The organism is Candidatus Liberimonas magnetica (genome assembly GCA_020523885.1).
In the GTDB taxonomy this organism is placed as follows: domain Bacteria; phylum Elusimicrobiota; class Endomicrobiia; order Endomicrobiales; family JAFGIL01; genus Liberimonas; species Liberimonas magnetica.
In genome coordinates this window covers 121,479-143,155 of the sequence record JAJAPY010000002.1, presented here as the reverse complement: position 1 = coordinate 143,155, position 21,677 = coordinate 121,479, and the positions used below count along the sequence as shown (strand labels likewise).

General features: G+C 34.2%; 20 protein-coding genes. All 20 read right to left on the bottom strand.

What is annotated here, in order from left to right; translation table 11 throughout:
• Positions 1 to 5 precede the first annotated feature (5 nt).
• The 20 genes from LHV68_02100 to rfbD all read right to left on the bottom strand — a co-directional run bounded on the left by LHV68_02100 (position 6) and on the right by rfbD (position 21,669).
• Positions 6 to 1,235, bottom strand: a complete 1,230-nt coding sequence (locus tag LHV68_02100; GenBank protein ID MCB4790657.1) for a hypothetical protein — start codon at positions 1,233 to 1,235, stop codon at positions 6 to 8.
• 25 nt (positions 1,236 to 1,260) lie between these two features.
• Positions 1,261 to 2,649 (bottom strand): B12-binding domain-containing radical SAM protein, encoded by a 1,389-nt coding sequence (locus LHV68_02095; protein ID MCB4790656.1) that lies wholly within the window; start codon positions 2,647 to 2,649, stop codon positions 1,261 to 1,263.
• A 26-nt stretch (positions 2,650 to 2,675) separates the two neighbouring features.
• Positions 2,676 to 3,494, bottom strand: a complete 819-nt coding sequence (locus LHV68_02090; protein MCB4790655.1) for a radical SAM/SPASM domain-containing protein — start codon at positions 3,492 to 3,494, stop codon at positions 2,676 to 2,678.
• Positions 3,487 to 4,182 carry a class I SAM-dependent methyltransferase gene (locus LHV68_02085; GenBank protein ID MCB4790654.1) on the bottom strand — a complete coding sequence of 232 codons (696 nt, stop codon included), beginning with the start codon at positions 4,180 to 4,182 and terminating at the stop codon, positions 3,487 to 3,489. The genes LHV68_02090 and LHV68_02085 overlap by 8 nt, the downstream gene beginning before the upstream one ends.
• A gap of 40 nt (positions 4,183 to 4,222) precedes the next feature.
• On the bottom strand, positions 4,223 to 4,945 hold the full coding sequence (locus LHV68_02080; GenBank protein MCB4790653.1) for an SDR family oxidoreductase: 723 nt from the start codon (positions 4,943 to 4,945) through the stop codon (positions 4,223 to 4,225).
• Positions 4,946 to 4,975: 30 nt separating this feature from the next.
• Positions 4,976 to 5,404, bottom strand: coding sequence for a VOC family protein (locus tag LHV68_02075; GenBank protein MCB4790652.1), 429 nt, complete (start codon positions 5,402 to 5,404; stop codon positions 4,976 to 4,978).
• A gap of 16 nt (positions 5,405 to 5,420) precedes the next feature.
• Positions 5,421 to 6,188, bottom strand: a complete 768-nt coding sequence (locus tag LHV68_02070) for an acylneuraminate cytidylyltransferase family protein (GenBank protein ID MCB4790651.1) — start codon at positions 6,186 to 6,188, stop codon at positions 5,421 to 5,423.
• The gene (locus LHV68_02065; protein ID MCB4790650.1) at positions 6,181 to 7,029 is read right to left on the bottom strand and encodes an N-acetylneuraminate synthase family protein; all 849 of its coding nucleotides are present in this window, start codon (positions 7,027 to 7,029) and stop codon (positions 6,181 to 6,183) included. Before LHV68_02065 ends, LHV68_02070 begins: the two co-directional genes overlap by 8 nt.
• 28 nt (positions 7,030 to 7,057) lie before the next feature.
• Positions 7,058 to 8,845 carry a glycosyltransferase family 39 protein gene (locus LHV68_02060; protein ID MCB4790649.1) on the bottom strand — a complete coding sequence of 596 codons (1,788 nt, stop codon included), beginning with the start codon at positions 8,843 to 8,845 and terminating at the stop codon, positions 7,058 to 7,060.
• Between the two features lie 3 nt (positions 8,846 to 8,848).
• A complete protein-coding gene (locus LHV68_02055; protein ID MCB4790648.1) occupies positions 8,849 to 11,635 on the bottom strand; it encodes a GDP-mannose 4,6-dehydratase in 2,787 nt (928 codons plus the stop codon).
• 7 nt (positions 11,636 to 11,642) lie between these two features.
• Positions 11,643 to 12,344, bottom strand: coding sequence for a polyprenol monophosphomannose synthase (locus LHV68_02050; protein ID MCB4790647.1), 702 nt, complete (start codon positions 12,342 to 12,344; stop codon positions 11,643 to 11,645).
• 28 nt (positions 12,345 to 12,372) lie between these two features.
• Complete coding sequence (locus LHV68_02045) at positions 12,373 to 13,593, bottom strand: DegT/DnrJ/EryC1/StrS family aminotransferase (GenBank protein ID MCB4790646.1); 1,221 nt, start codon at positions 13,591 to 13,593, stop codon at positions 12,373 to 12,375.
• A gap of 16 nt (positions 13,594 to 13,609) precedes the next feature.
• On the bottom strand, positions 13,610 to 14,383 hold the full coding sequence (locus tag LHV68_02040) for a DUF3108 domain-containing protein (protein MCB4790645.1): 774 nt from the start codon (positions 14,381 to 14,383) through the stop codon (positions 13,610 to 13,612).
• On the bottom strand, positions 14,383 to 15,321 hold the full coding sequence (locus LHV68_02035) for a GDP-L-fucose synthase (protein MCB4790644.1): 939 nt from the start codon (positions 15,319 to 15,321) through the stop codon (positions 14,383 to 14,385). The genes LHV68_02040 and LHV68_02035 overlap by 1 nt, the downstream gene beginning before the upstream one ends.
• Positions 15,322 to 15,416: 95 nt before the next feature.
• A complete protein-coding gene (locus LHV68_02030; protein ID MCB4790643.1) occupies positions 15,417 to 16,088 on the bottom strand; it encodes a hypothetical protein in 672 nt (223 codons plus the stop codon).
• 14 nt (positions 16,089 to 16,102) lie between these two features.
• Positions 16,103 to 17,731, bottom strand: coding sequence for an SLBB domain-containing protein (locus LHV68_02025; protein ID MCB4790642.1), 1,629 nt, complete (start codon positions 17,729 to 17,731; stop codon positions 16,103 to 16,105).
• Between the two features lie 27 nt (positions 17,732 to 17,758).
• Positions 17,759 to 18,256 carry a hypothetical protein gene (locus LHV68_02020; GenBank protein ID MCB4790641.1) on the bottom strand — a complete coding sequence of 166 codons (498 nt, stop codon included), beginning with the start codon at positions 18,254 to 18,256 and terminating at the stop codon, positions 17,759 to 17,761.
• A gap of 92 nt (positions 18,257 to 18,348) precedes the next feature.
• A complete protein-coding gene (locus tag LHV68_02015) occupies positions 18,349 to 19,284 on the bottom strand; it encodes an SDR family oxidoreductase (protein MCB4790640.1) in 936 nt (311 codons plus the stop codon).
• Between the two features lie 88 nt (positions 19,285 to 19,372).
• Complete coding sequence (locus LHV68_02010; GenBank protein ID MCB4790639.1) at positions 19,373 to 20,671, bottom strand: UDP-glucose/GDP-mannose dehydrogenase family protein; 1,299 nt, start codon at positions 20,669 to 20,671, stop codon at positions 19,373 to 19,375.
• A 95-nt stretch (positions 20,672 to 20,766) separates the two neighbouring features.
• The gene (gene rfbD, locus LHV68_02005) at positions 20,767 to 21,669 is read right to left on the bottom strand and encodes a dTDP-4-dehydrorhamnose reductase (GenBank protein ID MCB4790638.1); all 903 of its coding nucleotides are present in this window, start codon (positions 21,667 to 21,669) and stop codon (positions 20,767 to 20,769) included.
• Positions 21,670 to 21,677 lie beyond the last annotated feature (8 nt).

Here is a 21,677-nt window from a genome sequence, read left to right as displayed (position 1 = left end):
TCTTTCTATTTCCCTACAGCCTTTGTTCCAGGATGCGAGTGTTTAAAAGCAGCCTTAGTTATTGTTTCTTTCAGCCAATTACTCCTGTCAAGCGTTGTATACAGCTTATTAAATTCTTCAAACAATAATTCAGGTGTTACCTTGATCTTTGTACTAAATATCTTTTGATTGCCCGTTGCAAAAGAAAAGTTCTCATTTTCCTTAAACCCATAAATGCCGGAAACTTCTGAATCCCGCCATTGAAATATCAAATATGGTAAATCACTAAAAAAGGCGATCAAATTAATTCCTGACACAGTACCCATATATATAAGTGATGAGCGAATTAAAGCAAAATCTTCAATAATATTTGTACCATAATCTTTAGCAATAAGCACATTTTTTCTTTCACGCAAGCCCTCAAAAACTTCTTCTCGTAATCCAACAACAACAAAAATAATTTCCGGATATTTTATTTTGCATTTATCTATAAATGATAACCATGTCTCTGGATTAGCATTCCTTTCAGTTGAATGGACAGTATTTTTTAATGAGATGGCAATAGGCATGCTTGATTTTGGCAAATATTTTAAATAAAACCACTTTGCCCAGGAACTTTCCCTGTTTCCTATTCTGAGATAAGGGATACTTTTATTTAAATTATAAAAATCCTGTATTTTAAATAAAAGAGGTATGCCAAAATCGCTATAATCATATCTCTCAGCTAAATGTTCGCTAAGTGGAGGATAAATATGGTAGCGGCCCATATTAGTTTTTAAAAAATGATAAAATTCTTCTCTATCATTAAACTGGTAAATGGAGCCAAGGAATGGACAAACACTAAACATCTGAAAGAATTCAAGGATATAGTCCTGGGCATTTTCAGTATTAAGATTTGTATAACTGCCCGGACCACTCCTTTTCCCATCTGGATTTTCCCGATCATACAAGACACAAACATCAATTTCTTCCGCACTATTCTCAAGTTTTAATATACCCAATATTTCTATAAAAATCAAAGGATCACCAACTGACCAAGGCAAGTTTTTGAGATCCCAAACACCCAGGATACGTTTTTTATCTTTATTGGCCAGGAAAAGTAGTTTAAATAAATTATAATAGAATGTTCTGTTTATTAGCCAGGGCAATTTCCAAGATTTATAAAAATAAATGAGTTGATGTATGAATACTCTAATAGATTTTCTAATGCCATATTCACGGATTTTATTTAATATATGTTCTCTTCTTTGGAACATTTTTCACCTCTGGTGTTTCTAACTTTTAATTCTGCCTAAATCCTCTAAAATTAGCATCTTTCTGCAAGTAAAGTTTTTCTGCATTTTTAATGGATTTTACCAATTGAACGGAATAATATTTTTCAATTAATTTTGTATTAGCTTTCAATAGCTCTTTATGAAACTCGTCATCACTTAAATCAGTAAAATTTACTGAGACTAAATCAGAATTTAAATGCTTATGCTCATAAAAATCTTGGCAATCCTTCAGGAGACCCTTTTCTATCGCGTAGTAATAAAGCGGGCTGCCGGGATAAGGTGTTACCGGCCTAATGGTACGCAACTGTGCATGGTCGTCATATTTAAGCAGGAATTCCACACCAAGCCTTAGAGACTCTGCGTTTTCCCCTATATTGCCCCAGATAATATTAAAACCTGGGCTAATACCTGCCGATAGGGTGTTTTCAATGCCTGCTGTTATCTGTTTTACCGTAAGCCCTTTTTTCATGACTTTTAGAGCTTGTTCATCAAGTGACTCTATACCGTAATTGATAAAAACGCACCCGGCCTCTTTCATAAGCTTCAAAATATCCGGTTTTGCATAGTTAAGCCTACCGTTACAGAACCATTTAAATTTGAGTTTTGCTTTTAGAAAACTGTTACAAAGGCTTGATACTCTTTCTTCAGAATTCATCAATAATTCATCCTGAAAATCTATATAGGAAATCCCATAATCTTTGTTTAGTATTTGCAACTCCTCAATTATACTTTCATTTGACCTTGGCCTGTGCCCTTCATCCATTCTGTAACAAAAATTACATTTAAAGGTACACCCTCTGCCGGATAATACAAGCATGCTACGCTCGGAGTTCCTAATATTCGGCGGCCTTAATAAGGAATAATGGTCCATGGGAAATAAATCCCAGGCTGGAAAGAGTATGGAGTCAATATTTTTTATAAGTGGGCGCCTTTGTGTTTGAAGACATTTTCCTTCCTTCATGAAAGCGATGCCTTGTATCGAAGACAGTTCCTTTTTTTGTTTTAATGCTTCCAAAATTTCAATTATCGTAATTTCGCCTTCTCCGATAACTATTATATCTGCTTTGGTTTTTTTCAAAAAGTATTCGGGTTCAGGAGCTGGGCCATGACCTCCTATTATATAAAACGGCCTTTTCTTTGATTCATTGATCGCAGCAGATAATTTAAGAAGTTTTCTATATTGGTAATAACCTCCGATTATACTTACACCTACCACGTCAAATCTATTAGTATCAAGATACTTTGTTAAATGTTTCTCATCCCAATGATATACGTCCTGGTTATAAATGGCTACTTCATGCCCGGCTTTTCTGCATACAGATGCAAGATATGCAATTCCCAAAGGGAATACCGAAATATAAGAATCATTATCATAAACTACAAAGAGAATTTTCACTTGCAAAGCTCCTTACAATTTCTTTTTTAATACCCGGTTGGGACACCCCAGAATTCGCATTTACTGCATAAGGGAATTTCTTTTCTTTTTCCTTGTATATGGAATTCCATCCATTTTTTTCTTATTGGATCGTTCCATATATCAACAAGAGGGGTTTTTGTACAATTGCCTGTTATACCAAGCCCTTTGGGGTCAAACCTGACACATATAGAAACATCCCCGTTTGTTCTTATAACCATATGGCTGAAAAAATCAAGGCAAATACCTGCTTCAGGAACAGTGGGATTCCTTTTTTTATAGCCAAAACTTCCCATAGGGTTGTGCAATATCCTTGTAGCTATAATACAATTGAATATTTTATATTTTTCAACATCCATGTCTCCAAGGCACCTTATGATCACATTGGGTTTTCTATTTCCTTTGATTTTCAAGAACTCCTCAATTAGTTTATACTGTTCATCCTGTTCTTCATCTTTCTCGAACGTAGAAATAGTCAAAGTGTCAAGATTATCTATTATTTCTCCCGCCTTTTCAATTAATAATTTCCCATTCGTATCCATGCACCTGATTTGCTTGTAAAACAGCTTTGCAGCTTTTCCAAAATCAGGGTATAAAAGAGGGTCTCCGTTATTGTGAAGCTGAACTATAATACCTTCAGGAATCTGGCTTGCTATTGATTTAACCAGCTCAAAATCCATATCACCGTAATTTAGCGCTATCTCCGGGTAATCTCGGTCAACCTTTCTCCTGCCGCACATCCAGCAATTTTTGTTGCACCTGTTCGTTAACTCTATATTTACCGTATTTAGGGCATTGAAACATTTAATATTGCCTTTATTAAGCATTTTCTTTTTCTCCATTGCCTAAAACCATCAATTCTACCGACCATCTAAAATATTTTATACCGGTTAATTGAGTCAACCATCGTGCAAATCTTACAGGGATAAAAACTCCAATTATTTTTGAAATAAAAGCTAAACTCTTAAACTTCCAAAGTATTGGCAATTGCTGAAATTTCTCTGAAGTTATGCTTTTAAACCCCCATATGCTAAGTATATTCTTTATAGATTCAATTGTATAAGGATGACTATGCGTAAAATCATCATAGAAGTTCTTCATCTGGCTTTCCCAATCCGGTGTCAAAATGATTATTTTCCCACCCTTCTTCAGCACTCTAAAAGTTTCGCTCATCAGATTATTAGGGTCAGGTAAATGTTCAATTAGCGATTTATGAAAAACCACATCGAACGTATTATCTTCAAACGACAATTTGTCTACCGCAATATTACATTGTTTTATAATCAAATGCGGCAATAACTCGATACTTCTTTTCTCTATATCTACACCATAGCATTTAAAACCTGCCTTTGAGAACTCGTCCAAGAAATCTCCTCTTCCACAGCCAATTTCCAATAAATTACCGTTCGTTTTTAAATCATATTTCTTTATTAAATAAGCAATTAATTCAGATGGGTAATCTGTTTTTGGCTTTGTTTTTTCATCATAGATAACCGAAAGATAATCTTTCTGCACTTAAATATCCCTCAAAATAACTCTATGTAAAATCGGACTATTATACAAACATCCGATTTAGCCGGACTTCTTCTGAAACCATATTATCATCAAACGAGATCAAAAAATCTACGTATTGGGCAATTTCTTTTGCATCGATAAAAGTTTCGTAATTTTGACTTTTAAGCATCTTCCCCATTTTTGTTTTAACCGAACCAGGAGATATACAGTATGTCCTTACTTTATGTTCTTTAAGTTCATTATGTATAGCCCTTGACATGCCCAATACGGCATGTTTTGTTGTGCAGTATATAATTGTGTCTTTAAACCCATTATATGCGGATGAGGATCCGATATTAACGATTCTTCCCCATTTTTTCTTGACCATATCTTTACTGAATTCCTTGCAGAAAATAAAAGGAGCCCGTACATTGATATTGATACACTCATCGAAATCTTTTTCATTAGCATCATTTAAACTTTTAACCTGGAAAACACCTGCACAATTAACAAGGACATCTATCGTGCCCATTTTATGCCTGACAACCTTTATAATATTTATTATGTCTGCAGTTTTACTTAGATCAGCGGTATCATAAAATACTTTTACTTTTTTTCCAAAACTCTCAATTTCTTTTTTAAGATTAATTAGCTTTGAAGTGTTTCTTCCTGCAAGGAACATATTGCATCCACTTTCAGATAATTTTAATGCAATTTCCCTTCCTATGCCCCCACTTGCACCTGTAATAAAACAATTCTTGTTTCTAAGGATCTTTCTATTCATTTTTATGCCTCATATCTACAACAATAATATTTAATTCAATTCTTCAACTAATTCGATTTGATTGCCTTCGGGGTCTTGGCAAAAAACTACTTTCGCTTTTCCATCTGGTGAGATTTTAGGAGTACTACTAAATACAATCCCAATTTTATTCAATCTATCATACTCATAATCAAGATTGTTAACGGTTAAAGCAATATGTGAATACCCAATTCCATAAAGTTCTCTATCTGATGAAACACACGGATGCGATTCAAAATAAAGTAACTCTATCAAACCACCGTCCCTAATACTCATCTTAACTGTCCTGACTTTGACACCCTCTAAGGATAGTATGTTGTCAATAAATTCACCGCTTTCGATCATGTCTCTTTTAATTTTCAGTCCTAAAATATCCCTATAGAAACTAATAGCCTTATCCATATTATTAACGACAATACCTACATGCCTTAAAGCGTTCATATTTAATTCTCCACCGTTACTTATTTTTCGCCTTTTCGTTAGGAAAATTTTCCTTTAAATATTTATAGGTTATATTACCGAATTTGTTGAGAATATATTCAAGGTATTCAAAATCTTCAGGTTTATCAACTTCTCCAACAGTTGGCGTAATAAAAGCCAATATATTCGAACCGTGCAAAGCATGATTTTTTTGAACAAATTCTGGCCTAATGATATCAACATATCCATTCGGGCAAAAAGCTTTAGAAAATGTCTGCCGAGGTAAATTATAATATTCAGGCCTTGGATCATTTGGAAAAAATCCTTTAAAAAACCCTTTTTCATCTACTTGGAACATCTTTTGAGGAGGTTGAAAAAAATGATGTGCTGACCGCAAGGATGTAGCATCTTGCCGCTTCTTAATGGATTCTATCGCGAGGCTGGTTTGTGACGGATCGCGTAACGGGGTAGTAGGCCTTAAATGAATAATGAATTCCGGTATCATTCCTTCATTTTCTTTTAACCAGTTAATGGCATGATTAAATAACTCAAGATCCGTGGAATTATCACCAGATATTTCCGAAGGGCGAAGAAAAGGGACTTCCGCACCATACCTTAGCGCTATATCTGCAATTTCTTTTGAATCAGTTGAAACTATAGTCCTGTCGATACTTTTTGTAAGACTTGCTGCACATATCGAATAAGAGATCAAAGGATATCCTCCCAGGTTTCTGATATTCTTACCCGGAACACCCTTTGAACCACCTCTTGCTGGAATAAGAGCGATAATCTCGTGTTTATTCATTAGTTTCCCACGGAATATGCGCTCTGAGTTTTTTCGCAATGGGAACTTCTTTTGGATGTACAGTTATTTTTCCGTCGCCTATAGCTTTTTCAATTTTTCTTACGGCTCCAATAAGGGCTTTTAAACCTGCAGGTTCAATCGATGCTGCCTGGTCAGATCCATACATAGCTCTATCAAGTGTAATATGGCGTTCTAAAGAAGATATGCCCATTGCCACGGCAGCATAAGACACAGCAAGCCCTACTTCATGCCCGCTGTAACCAACTTTACATTTATATCTATCTTTCAGTGTTTTTATGCAGTTTAAATTAGCATCTTCGTCATCCATGGGATAAGTAGAAATGCAATGCATCAGCTCAAAATGGCAATCGGCTTTATTGAATATCTCAACTGCTTTATCAATGACTTTAATATCACTCATGCCTGTTGAGATAAATGTATATTTCTTTTCTGAAGCAATCTCTTTTAGCAAATCTTCATAAACCAGCATGGCAGATGCTACTTTATTATATTTGCAGTTAAACTGCCTTAAGAACTTCTGGCTTTCAATATCCCACGCAGAAGCAAACCACTCAATACCTAGTTCTTTGCAGTACTTATCAATTTCCTTGTATTCTTTCAATCCGAATTCAAGCCCTTCTTTTTGTGCTCTTTGAGTTTTTCCCCATGGGCTTTCTCTATGTGAATCCAACAATTCCTTTGTGTAGACTATATCAATTGTGCGTTTTTGAAATTTAACAGCATCGCAACCCGCATCTTTTGCAACCTTTATCAAATCCTTGGCGATATTTATATCGCCATTATGATTTATCCCAATTTCCGCAATAATAAATACTGGCATTTTATGACCTCCTCTTTTTAATTATTTTTTATTTATAAGTTATTTTAATATAATAATCTTGAGCAACTGGCGTACTCCATGATTTTAAATCAGTTGAAGAGGATGTAGGCCCGTAAATAAAATCATTTTGCGACATCAGTATTTCAGCATTTGCCTTGCCCTTGACCTTATGTATAACTATTTTGTACCATGAACCAGGGATAAGTTTATCGTAATTTAATTTAAATTTATAATCTTTAATATGTAAATTCGCAGGAATTGTTTCAGTAACTTTTGTAATTACTTGAACCTTTGGGTCATCATTGTATAACATTGCTTCAACCTCACACGGTTCATTATTTATGTTTCTCAATGTTAAGATAACGCCATCAATTTTTGGATAAACAGCTATAAACCCTTCTGCCTTATACAAGTCATCTATTGGTTGAAAAGTAGTAGGCCCCTCAACAAATTTTGAAGTAATTCTTTCGGCACCTACCCTGGGATTGTCTAGATCTGCCCAAAATATCCACGAAGACCAACGTAAATCATTCCATGGCTGAATATAATCCCATTTAATTGTAGTATCATATTCCGTATATATATCTGTGAATTTTTGGACTATCTCGGTGTGTGTCTCATAATGTTCTTTTTTTAATAGTTTATAATCCAAATAAAAAGATAACGCTGCATTTTCGAGCAATACTATTACTATCGAAGCGATAAAAATATATTTAAGTTTACCTACCATTGACTTCCAATTAACAAACACTTCGCCGCTCAACAGCAAGAATATAGTTATAGACGGTAACAGATCTGAAGGATAACGGTCTGCGTATTTCAGAAACGGGATAAAATATAACAAAGCAATAATAAATAAGATAATATTTCTTAAAGAATAATATTTAATTACAGAAAAAAATGATATTAAAAACAAAATAAATGTTCCAAGGCCAGCAGATTTAATTTTGTTATAAAAACTTACAGCATCATAGTTCCTTCTAACAATTACTGCGCGGGATATGTTCTCAAGATTTAAAGGGATGTCTTTAATAACATCTGTATTGAAAATAAAATATATTGTAGAGTAGATTGCCGCAAATAACACAATATAGTTGCTTTTGATTTTTTCCTTATATAATATTTTTTGAGAAATATATACTAAAACCAATAAGCCAAACAGCATTACCCCTCTAAATAAAATCAAAGTTGCAAAGCTTGATAAAATTATTGCATAAATATAGTATTTATCCTCGTTCGCCTTTAATATCTCAACAATACACCATAGTACCCCGATAAAAAGTATTAAAAATGGCACCATGGAATGGACATATATAGAAACATGGACATAGGTAAAGAAAATAGCAAGGATAATTGCATTAATAATGCCGATGTTACTATTAAACATTTTTTCAGATATTCTAAAAAATAAATATATTAACAACAAAGATAACAGGATATTCAAAGTTCTGCCAGCCGAATAAAACAATTGATATAAATGTATCGGGATACGAACATCGTCATTCAAACACCACATACCGCCGTTTGAAACATCCTCAAATTCCATTAAATGTTTCATTCCTGCTAAAAAAACCATAGGGCCGCTGGTCAAAACTTGTATTAATCCATAAAGTGAATATCCTTCAAACTTATAATCTTGCGAAGCCTGAACAATATCTATAGATTGATTCATTATTTGTTTTTCTTCTTGTATCGTAAATGGGTTGGTTATTCCAGGCAATCTAATAATTAATGCAAATAACATAACCAACATCAAAGCAATGTGGTTTATCTTAATATTAAATAATATTTGGAATATACTTTTATTCTTAATCATTTTCTACTCCACTCTGAAATTATCAATTACACAGTCAAGCCCTTGATTAAACGAAGTAATACCAACCGTCACATTAATATAATCAACTTTGCACCAATTCAGGCCATCTTGCTTAAAATTATCTTTAAATGGAATCTTAACAGTATTCCATTCGTTGCTCACATATTTTTTTGACCAATCAATATCTAATTCTCTCCAGTTAAAGTTACCTGTTCTTATAATGGTATAGGTATTGTCATGAAGGAAATTACCAGAGCTTCCAAAAGCCTTTAATGCTATAAACAAATGAGATTTCAGTAGTTCTGAGTAGACCACTGGGTATAAATCAATGAGTATATACTTTTTCTTTTCCAACTCGGAGATTGAGATATTTTGTGATATTGTACTTGTTACTCCTGATAAATACAAAGAGTATATTCCATCAGTTACAATACCACCTAAATTTTTAAACTCTCCGCATATATGCCAGTCAGCTGCGACAGAATCAATTTTCTCAAATGATTTATTGTTTATTTTCTCATTGTAAGTTGAAATGCCTGCTTTTTGATTTACAAAAATCACTTTAAATGCTTTTAATGCAACTTGGCTTACCGGTTTAATACCAGATGGATATACTAAAAATATACCCATAAATAATATTGACAATTTGTTGTATATTTTATTTCTTATTAACCTGTCAAAAATATATACAACAGGAATAGCTCCAAATAAACATAAAAATACATAAACAGCTAAAAAAGTATGCGGTTTAATAACAGCACCTGTATAAGGTGTTTTAAAGTATAGAATAAAAAACATTATTGTCATAATAGAAATAAACACTGCTTTTCTTTTAAAGAAACCTGCAATAATCCCTGAGACAGCTATCCAGAACATATATTTACCGGTTAAACCCTGGATTGCTTCTATTACACTCTTGCACATTATATACAAATTGCTGTTTTCAGCCTGAGCACGAGTAGTCTTCACTCCAAAAAAGAACGAAACTGTACTATAAATATATCTAGAAAATATCATGTAGGTATTAGGTGCTAGTATGAAAACTCCTGCCAAAATTGATATAAGTATATAAAATGCTTTAATATTGAAGACTCTTTCAAGTATATTTTCTTTATTGTTTGGATTAAAAAAATAGACCAGCCAAGGAAGAGCTAAAACGGGAAATGTTGTTAGCTTTAACGATATTGTATATCCAGCGAGAAAAGCTCCTAAAATAAGCCCTTTGTTAGTATCTAAATATTTTATTAAAACATAAGTTGTTAACAATAGAAAAAACATGGCAACTGCATCTGTTTTAGTCCAGGTAGCAGACTCTACAAACCATGAATTTGTAAGCAAAAATATCGCGGCAAGATAACCAGTCTTCTTGTTATATAAATCCTTACCAATCAAATATATGAGCAAACCACTAATAGTAGACAGGAAAGAATTAAATATCCTGTCGTAATAAACAAAATATGCAGGATCCATATACGTTATAGCATTTAGAAAACCCTTCAAAACACCATAAATATACAATAGCATATCAAGAAACAAATAAATGAATTTACAAGAATCCCCATAAATGAAATAAATATTAAAAAAATTCCCTGTCTTTAACATCTTCAAGGCAGAAAAAGACTGTGACAACTCATCACCCATATAACCTTTGCAGTTTAGGGAGGACCGCATTACATAAATACAAAAAATGGGTATTAGCAATATCGATATATATAAATATTCCTTATTTATTTCTTTAATTTTACGCATAACTTCTTTAAATCTTTCTTGGATACTTTTTACACACATTAGTTTTTTGAAACATTGTGATATTTTTTTGATTAATCTGAATATTTTTTTCTGAAAACAGTTCTTCTCTTTTACTTTTCTCCAATAATCAACAACATCTCTTATAGAATTCTCAAAAGTGTTTTTTCTTTCCCATCCCAAAACTATTAATTTATTATTGTTACCCAAATATCTTGGAACATCAAGAGGTCTTAGTTTATTCTCATCTACAATTATATCTATTTTTTTATTCGAGTATGCTAACATTCTTTTCAGTATATCATCAATGGATATTGTTACGTTAGAACAAACATTGTATACTTCACCTGTTTTCCCTTTTTCCATCAACAATTTATATGCAGATACTACATCTCGAATATCAGTAAAATCTCTTTCTGCCTTTAGATTGCCGACTTTTATATAATTTAAACTACTATCTTCTATATCTATAATTTGGCTTGCAAAATCAGAAAATACAAAGTTCAACGGCTGATAAGGTCCAAAATAGTGAAACGTACGTGTAAAAATAATATCCATTCCAAATACTTTTTGAAAATGCATCCCTACCTCTTCTTGAAATTTTTTACTAAGTCCATATAAGTTTTTGGGGTTTAATTCATAATTTTCAAGTATAGGCATTCTTTCTTTGTCAACAATACCATATTCTTCAGCCGACCCTGTTATTAAAACCCTAGCTTCCGGAATAATTTCATTAATTACTTTTAATAAATTAGTTGTACCGTCTACGTTTATTTTAAATAGTTTTACTGGATCAACTTCTGTTCGGCCGACATGAACAAAAGCAGCCAAATGATATATTTGATCTGGCTTAATATCTTTTAAAACTCTGTTTAATTCTTCAGAATCATTTATATCGCATTCGAATAGATCTGCTTTTTTATAATGCTCCCTATTCTTAATAGCATTGTCAATTCCTGCTATTTTGTAGTTTTCATCAGATAAGAGATTATACAAATGAAAACCTGCAAAACCGCTGATTCCTGTTATTAATATCTTTTTCATTTTAATATTATCCATTAAATCTCAAGTTCCAAACACCTTTAAAAGCGCTTAATATTTCATTTAGATTTAAGTTCGATATGCCTCTTTTTCTGTTAACAAAAAGTGTAGGAACATCAATAAACTTAAACCCTTTTTTGTGCAATTGATAGGCTATCTCGGATAAAACAATATATCCTTTAGATTTTATTTTATCCGCTTCAATGCTTTTTGCCGCTTCTAATGAATAACACCTATAACCGTTAGTATAATCCGAAATAGGAATATTTAATAATACCAAGGCGTATAGATTTGCTAATTTACTGAAAACCCTTCTTTGTAGGGGCCAACCTACAATTTTACTTTTGCTTAAATACCTAGAACCTATGACAACATCAACTTCCTTTGATTTTTGTATAATCAGAGGCAATTCTTCCGGGTTATGAGAAAAATCTGCATCCATTTCAATAATTTTATCATAGGAACCTTTATTGATCGCATATTTTATTCCTTCCATCACTGCACCGCCCCTACCATCCTTTTTTGTTCTTGTTATCAAGTTGACTCTATGATTTAACTTGGTTTGTAACTTTACAGAATGAGAAGTACCATCAGGAGAATTGTCATCCACTACGAGGATATCTATCTCAATATTCAATCTTAAAACATTATCAATTAACTTGACTATATTATCATTCTCATTATATGTTGGTATTATGACCAATATCCGCATAATATTTTTATATCACCTTAAGTTTATTTTATAAAAGCTTTTTAAATGTTTCTACAATATATTCAAGGTCAGAGGTATGCAAGTATTGATGACAACCTATATAAAATGCATTTTTTCCTATATATTCAGCCACAGGTAGTTTGCCTTCATATTTACTTTTTAAATAAAGAAAAGCTGGTTGTTGGGTAGGCATGCATCCGAATAATGGCCTATTCTCAATACCGTTTTTTTCAAGGTTTTCTCTTAACCATTTTCTGGTAATACCTTTATTGTTCTTCTTTATAACGACCGGGTATGCCAAATAACTTACATTTTTATCATAAACAGGCAGAGTGAGTATATCTTCATACTTTTTAAGCTTTTCATTTAGATACATAACATTCCTCAATCTTGCTTTGAATATCTCATCAGCTTTATTAACTTGAGAAATTGCAAGCGCAGGAGCAAACTCTGTGGTTTTGAAATTATACCCTATATACTCATGGGTAAACCTGGGGTCTAAGTCTTCTGCAGAGTCATATTTTATCATACCAGGACAAACCCCTTGGTTTCTGGTACATATAGGACAATTGCATGCTCTCCCGTTTGTTTTCAACTGCCGCATAAGCTTAAACAGTTTTTCGTCATTTGTAGTTACGCAACCCATTTCACCTGCTTGTATGTTATGTGCTATATAGAATGAAAAATCCGCTAATAATCCAAGGCTACCTGCTTTTCTGCCTTTATATATACTTCCATGGGCTTGTGCGGCATCTTCAAAAACAAATAAGTCATATTTTGATGCGATAGAGTTAATTTCATCCATATCATTAAGATATCCCATTAGATGGACAGGCAGTATACCTGCAAATTTAGAGGGTCCTTCTTTTGTTATAACCTGTTCTATCTGGCTTACTTGCAGTTTAAATGTTCGTTTATCTATATCAACAAAAACAGGTTCAAATCCCGCAAGAATAATCGCATTTATCGTAGATGCATAAGTTACAGGGCTGGTTATTATCTTTGCGCCTTTTTTTGCCTTAGGAAACTTTTCATCATAAAACAATGCCATCAAACCAACTAACAACGCAGCAGTTCCCGAGCTTACAACAACGCAATATTTAGTGCCTATATATGCAGCAAAAAACCTTTCAAATTCATTGACTTTATGCCATTCAGATATCCTGCCGCCCTTTATAACATCTAAAATGGCTTTCCTTTCATCTCTATCAATTCTAAAATCACCAACTGATATTCTTTTTATTTTCATTTTAGGCTTTATAACCCTATTTTTTAAATTCAACCAACTCCATACTTATTGAACCAAGCGGTATTTTACAATCTATCTTAACAGGCATTTTATTTTCATCGTCACTCAACCATACCTGAAGGGAACCCTGAACATATCTATTATCAACCATTTTTCTCATACGCGGCATTAACACCAGACAATTAAACTCTCCCGCGGGAATACTTATTCTTTCCTTGTATAGCACCGTTGCCAAAACAGGCCAAGTGGTATCACCCATGTGCACATCAAAACTGTATGGTTTACCAATTACTAATTCTTGTAGCCTTAAATAGTATAGAGCTGATATAACATCTTGGACCGAATTAGGTATTTTATCACTTTTTTTTGTTTCCAAAATCTTATAAGTATGTTTTGCCTGATCAAAAAGTATGGTTTCATTTCTTTTATAATTGCCTTCGCTTATTTTGCTGACAAATTTACAGGATATGTTCTTGCTTAAATCAAACCATGACTCATATATATCTCTTACTTTAAAAACATTGTCCATAACTTCAAAAGTTGATACTTCGGAAATTACATGGAAGCACTTTTTATTACCTATGTTTTCAATATTTTTAAGTTCGACTGTTGCATATCCTGCATTAACAAATTGCCAGCTTATCTGAAATTTTAGCCTTTCACCTTTACTAAAAACTGCTTTCTCATTCACATGTTTTATGTTCTTTGCAGGTTCAGTGGCACAAATATAAACCGGGCCTATTGCAAGAATACAGAATAAAGATACACAATGTATTAAATATTTTATCATTAATGACTATTCCTATACCAATCAATGGTTTTTCTAAGTCCTTCTTCAAATTTGGTTTTAGCTTTGAAATTAAATTCTTTTTCAGCCAACGAAACATCTAAACAACGGCGTGGCTGTCCATCGGGTTTCGTGACATCCCATTTAATTTTACCTTTGAAACTGGTCAGTTTTACGATTAACATAGCCAAGTCCTTTATTGATATCTCAAATCCTGCTCCGAGATTTACGGGGTCTGACTTATTGTATTTTTCGGTTGCAAGAATAATACCCTCGGATGCATCCTCTACATACAAAAACTCTCTCGTCGCCTTTCCTGTTCCCCAAATTATTATTTCCGTATCATTATTTTTGATTGCATCAAAACATTTCTTGATCAAAGACGGTATTACATGTGAAGTGTCCGGGTTAAAATTATCTCCAGGACCGTAAAGGTTTACCGGCATAAGGAATATGGAATTAAACCCGTATTGCTGCCTATAAGCCTGGGATTGCACCAAAAGCATCTTCTTTGCAAGGCCATAAGGTGCATTTGTCTCTTCAGGATAGCCGCTCCATAAATCTTCTTCCTTGAATGGTACAGGAGTGAATTTAGGATAACAACAAATAGTCCCAAGTGCAACAAATTTCTCTATTCCGGCTTGCATGGCTATTTCCATAAGTTGTGCACCCATCATAAGGTTATCGTAAAAATATTTACCCGGGTTCTCACGGTTAGCGCCTATCCCGCCTACAACAGCGGCTAAATGAATAACGATATCAGGCTTTGAGTCATTATACATTCTTTTAACATCTTCCATTTTTACAAAGTCATAATCTTCTATTTTAGGAATAAATATACTTTTACAGCCTTTTTCTTTTAGTTTCTTAACTAAGTGTGAACCTAAGAAACCTGCCCCGCCTGTTACTGTTATTCTTTTCTTATTCAAGAAATCTGACATATTATTCTCCATGTTTGATAAATAAAATAGAGTGGAAGACAGGTAAAGGTAGAGATAAAGGTAAAGAATTTATTTTTCTTTATTTTTATCTTTATCTATCCTTTAATTTGTGTGAGCTTATTTATCGCATCTGATTTCTTTAACATATCTATAATTAATACAAGAAAGCACGATAATAAAAAACTGATAATTGCTGCTAGTATAATTTTCTTTATCGTACCTCTTGCCATTCTTTTTTCCGGAAGAATTGCCCTGTCAAGTATCTGCGTTATAGATGCATTGGCACTTAATTCCAGCTTTTTGTTAAACGCATCTATTTCATTTAAGTACAGATTTGCTATATTCATTGAAATTTCAGGATTTTCAGTTATTACTCTAATTTTAATTATATTTCCTTTTTCAATTGAAATATTAGTAGCTTTTACAATTTTTTCCCTTATATTTTCCCTGAAATCAGAGGGCCAAAGCTTGACAAGATTAAGCTCATCAATGATCCTGTCTTTCATCGCACGGCTTTCTAAAATAGATATTACAAGATCAGAATTTACGGCAGATCCCGCCAAATTCTGGTTGCTGCTGTTTTTTAAGGCATCCAGGCAAAAAAAACTTGCAGTTGCTTCATATTTAGGGGTCTTATTAAGGCTGGATACCCCTGTTATCATCGACACTAATATTACTAAACTGATCACTATTGCGCGGTATTTATACAAAATAACCAATATTTCCAATAGATCTATTTCGTCATCAACATATTTTTGATTTTCCATTTAGGATTACCTCTTTATTTATTTAAATTTTCGGAATTCAGTTCATATTTTTTCGGAACAATAATAGAATCCCCGCTTGAAACTGTAACATTCCCATTTTTTACCGACTCAGACATTCCGTTTGCTTTAATGATAAAAATATTCTTTTCATCTCCGAAAGGAGTAATCCCGCCGGCGCTGTCCAAATAGTATTTCACATCATTATTGGAGGAATATCTTATTGCGTTTTGATTAAATACTTCCCCGACAATATTTACACATTCAGGGTTATTTGGAATTATAATAGAATCGTCATTTTCAAGCACCATATCTTCTTTCCCATTTATTATATTTTCAAGGCTTATAACAATTCTTCCTGTTGGTTGCTTCATCTTTAAGATATCTAATGCCTTGCTTTGTTCGTTTATCGCTTTTTCAATTCTTCTTTTTTCATTATCCGACAGTAAAGAGTTTGTGATCTTATCATGATTCTTCAAGATATCATTTTGTATCATTTCAATATGATTCTTGACAACTTTATCTTCTTTCTTAGCCTGGGACTGGCGCATAAAAATAGTGCCTTCTACAAAAGCTTCAGGTTTCAAGCCACCTGCCCTTTTTATTACCGAACTCAGTTTCTCGTTCTTTTCAAGCAGGTATTCGCCCGGATTTTGAATCTCGCCAATGACCCTGGCAATTCTGTATTTATTTTCAGTGTATGACAACCTGTTGGATTCTGTAGTTACTATAATCGAATCTTCATTTCTCAAATCTAATTCATCAGCGGCCCCCAGCTCTTTAATATCTTTAACTAATATCTCTTTTGACTTTGGTTCAGTTCCCATGCTATCATTCGATCTAAAAAGCGATATCTTCCTTGTTGTATTTCGTTTGCACAAACCTCCTGCCCTTTTAATAATGTTCGATATTTTTTCATTGTCATAAAATTCATATATCCCAGGCATTACCACGTCTCCTCTGACAGCAATAAGATCGGTATAGGGCCCGACGAACACTACATCTTCATCCTTAAGCAGTATATTCTTGCTTTCTTTGGCTTCAAAAAGATAACTGCAAATATCAAGCGTTATAACTTCCTTGCCTTTTCTGATAAGTTTTATGTTTATCAACGACCCCTTACTGTTAGGGCCTCCGGCATTGGAAAGAGCTTCTACTATCTTGGAAAACGGGCTGAGCACATACACACCGGGTTTTTCAACCTGGCCTAAAACCGTAACCCTGATAGGCTGTACTCCTACTATATTAAAGCTGACTTCCACATTTGCATATTTTTTGTTGATCTCTTTTTGGATCAAGTTTTTAGATTCTTTTATGTTTAATCCCAATAAATAGATCTCACCAATAGAAGGTATAACGATCTTACCGTCTTTATCGATCATTGCTTTGTCTGTTTCCTGTAACTTTCCTGACAGGTTTATTACAACAGAATCTCCAACCCCGAGCTTAAAATCATCATCCATACGGTAAATCTCTGTTTTAACTGTCGCAACTACAAGGTTTTTAAAATCACTGTAACCTATCCTACTCAGGTCTGAATTCATCCTAATAAAACTATTTTGCGAATTATCAGGTTCATTCTGGCTAAAGACAGCGGCCGCAAAACAGGTTAAAATGGCAGCAAACAATATTAAATTTCTTTTCATTTATCAGCTCCTCTTTTAACAAGTTAATCATGACTCCGACAAATAAGAGACCACATCTATTTCTCTTTTGTCGTTATTGTTTTTTACAATTAGAACAACCTTGTCCTGTCCGTTAACTTTTGAATAATTAAAGTTTGTGTTTTTTATATTCTTGAAAGCCAATTCGACCACATCCGACACTTCCCCGTCACCTGAAATGATAAATTCTGTTATGCCTTTTTGACACTCTGTAATTATGAGCCGCTGGATCTTTTCTCGCATTGATTTTAGGCTACTGATGGTTTGAACCGTGAAATTGTAGGATTTTTTTGCTTTCTCGCTGAAACCCTGCGGGGTTAAAAGATACTGTATTTTTTTTGAGCTTAGTTGTTTTGCTTTGATACACCCCTTATTTATAAGCTTCTTAATAATAAGGTTGGTCAAACCAAGTGAAATACCTGTATTCGTAGCAATACTTCGTTGATCAGGCATATGATTATTAGCTATTTGGTTTATTACTGCTAATTCTTTTTCCGATATTTCCATTTGTTATCCAACAAAAAACAACTTATGTTGTTCAATTATTGAACATTATAACTAAATTCTGTTTGTTTGTCAATACATTATAATAATTTAATTTATGCTATCTTACCGGTCTTAAACCAATGGATTGTCTTGATAAGGCCTTCTTCAAGAGGTACTTTGGGAGTCCAGCCAAGTGTTTTTTTAGCCAGGGATATATCAGGCCGCCTGACTTTGGGGTCATCAATTGGTAGAGTTTTATATACAATCTTTGATTTGCTATGAGAAAGCTTTATTATTGTCTTTGCTAAAGTATTAAGTGTAATTTCGTTTGGATTGCCTATATTTATGGGGCCTGTATTCTTTGATATTAATAACCTGTAAAGCCCATCAACAAGGTCTGAAACATAACAAAATGACCTTGTCTGCGTGCCTTTGCCAAAAACAGTGACAGGTTTATTGTTAATGGCTTGGTTTATAAACTCAGGGACAGCCCTTCCATCATGCCTTCTCATCCTTGGTCCATAGGTGTTAAATATCCTTACTATACGTACAGGCATCTTATGGTAATTGTGATATGCCATAGTCATGGCTTCAGCAAACCTTTTTGCTTCATCATATACACCCCTTGGGCCAATAGGATTAACATTCCCCCAATAACTTTCGGGCTGCGGGTTAATTAGCGGGTCGCCATAAACCTCGCTTGTTGAAGCTATCATAAATATCGCCTTTTTTTCTTTAGCAAGACCGAGAGCCTTATGAGTCCCAAGAGCTCCAACCTTTAAAGTTGGTATCGGGTGTTGCAGGTAATCAATAGGGCTGGCAGGCGAGGCAAAATGAAGCACTGCATCAAGTTTTCCTGAAACATGCATAAAATCAACCACATTTTGCTTAACAAAAGAGAATTTATTATTTCCAAAAAGATGCTGAATATTCTTAATATCCCCTGTTATTAGGTTATCCATAACTATTACTTTATGGCCTTTATCCAGTAAATATTCGCTTAAATGTGAACCAATAAACCCCGCCCCGCCTGTAATTAAAATTCTCATTTATAAAACCCCTTGGCAAGTAGCTAGTAGTCAGTAGTTGCTAGCTAGGGAAAAAACTTCCTAATTACTGGCTACTAGAGCCTATCTACTATTCCTTTATACCTATTCCCACATAGACAAAACCCAGTTTTTTCATCTTATCAGGGTCAAATATGTTCCTGCCGTCAATTATTATAGGATGTTTTAAAAGTTTCTTTATCTTAGCTAAATCCATGTTCTTGAATTCTTTCCATTCCGTAAGGATAACCAGGCAATCCGAACCCTTGGCTATGGCATAGGGGGTTTTCTCGTATTTAACGTCTTTTAATATTTCTTTTGCTTTATCCATTGACTGGGGGTCATAAGCCTTGATGTTTGCACCTTGTTCCTGAAGCATTTTTATTATGTCGATCGAAGGTGCAAACCTCATATCGTCGGTATCTGCCTTAAAAGAAAGCCCTAAAACTCCGATAACCTTACTTTTTAATACCCATAATGCATCTTCAATCTTCTTTACCAGAAGTTTTCTCTGTCCGTCATTTATTTTCATTACTTCTTTTAACAGATTAAAATCATAACCCAGTTTCCTGGATATCCAGGAAAAAGCTTCCAGGTCTTTCGGGAAACAAAAACCGCCAAATCCAATGCCCGCATTTAAGAATGCCCTTCCTATCCTTTTATCATAACCCATGCCTTCTGCTACTTTCGTAATATCCGCCCCGGCCCTTTCGCATATGTTAGCTACAGCATTGATAAAAGATATCTTTGTAGCCAAGAATGAATTTGAAGCGTGTTTTATTATTTCTGCGCTTTTTATATCTGTAACCAGGACCGGCGCTTTTATGGGAGAATATATCTCTCTTAAAATGGTTTCAGCGCGCTTTGACTTGACTCCTATAACTATTCTGTCCGGGTTAAAAGTGTCATAAACAGCGGAACCTTCGCGCAGAAATTCGGGGTTAGATGCCACGTCGAACGGGATATCCTTCTTCAAATTCCTTTGTATGGTCAGCTCAACCTGATTCCCCGTTTCAACAGGCACGGTCGATTTATCAATTATCAGTTTATAGCTGTTCATATTTACAGCTATTTCCCTGGCTACTGCTTCGACATACGAAAGGTCGGCCGAGCCGTCTTCCCTGGGCGGTGTGCCGACTGCAATAAATATAACTTCTGAACTTTTTATACCATCATCTATATCCGAGCTGAAAGACAATCTTTTGTTTTTAACATTCTTTTTAACAAGATCAAGCAGTCCTTCTTCAAAAATAGGCATCTTGAACTTTTTTAGAGCAGCTATTTTCTTTGTATCATTATCTATGCAGATAACTTTATTGCCCAATTCAGAAAGGCATGTTCCAGTAACTAAACCCACATAACCTGTACCGATAACGCATATTTTACGCATATAACCCCACTCACTATGTCATTCCCGCAAAGCGAGAATCCAATCTCGACGGCTTATGAAATCCTGGATGCCCCGATTAAATCGGGGCATGACAGCTAATTTGGATTGCTACTATTCAAATATTTTCTTAAATAATCTTCTACGGAGTCTTGCCAGCTTCTTAGAGGTTTAAATCCGGACATTTTCCAGTTGTAACCTATAAGCGGACAAAACTCAGGCCTTAAAGCTTTTAACTTCAAGTCCTTTTGTATGACCTTTTCAATCAATGATTTCTGAGAACCTATAATATCAGCTATTTTTACTGATATTTCATAACGGCTGGCAAACCCTGAGTTGGTCACGTGATATATGCCGTAAAGCCCGCTCTCAATCAATTGTTCTATAGCTATTGAAAGATCCAATACGTTTGTAGGGCAGCCTATCATGTCAGTGCAGGACCTTATCTTTTGGCCTTTTTGAAGCGCCTGGGCATTACCATCAATAAAATTCATCCTGTCTTTGCCAAATAGCCAAGCTGTACGGACTATATAAAACTTGTTTAAAAGATTTTTTACGAACCATTCGCCGTAGAGCTTTGATTTCCCGTAATAGCTGACAGGGCCTGTCTTATCAAATTCCTTATACCCTTCTTTATCTTTTTTATTATCTCCCGGAAAAACATAATCCGTGGATATATAAAGCATCTGGGTATCAAATCTCTGGCAGGCAAGGGCAACATTCCTTGGGCCCAGAGCATTTACTTTATAAGCCAGGTCTTGCTCTGTTTCACACAAGTCAACATCGGTTAATGCGGCGGTAAGGATAACTATATCAGGATTAATTTTTGTTATTTTTTCATAAATCGATTTCTGGTCACATATATCCGCTTTTTGTATATCTATACCGGGTATGGAAGCAGCAGGGTTAGAGTCAATACCTATAACTTCATGTTTTTTTGCCAAAACATTAGTTAATTCTTTTCCCAGCATCCCGTTAATTCCGACAATTAATACTTTCACTGAAAACT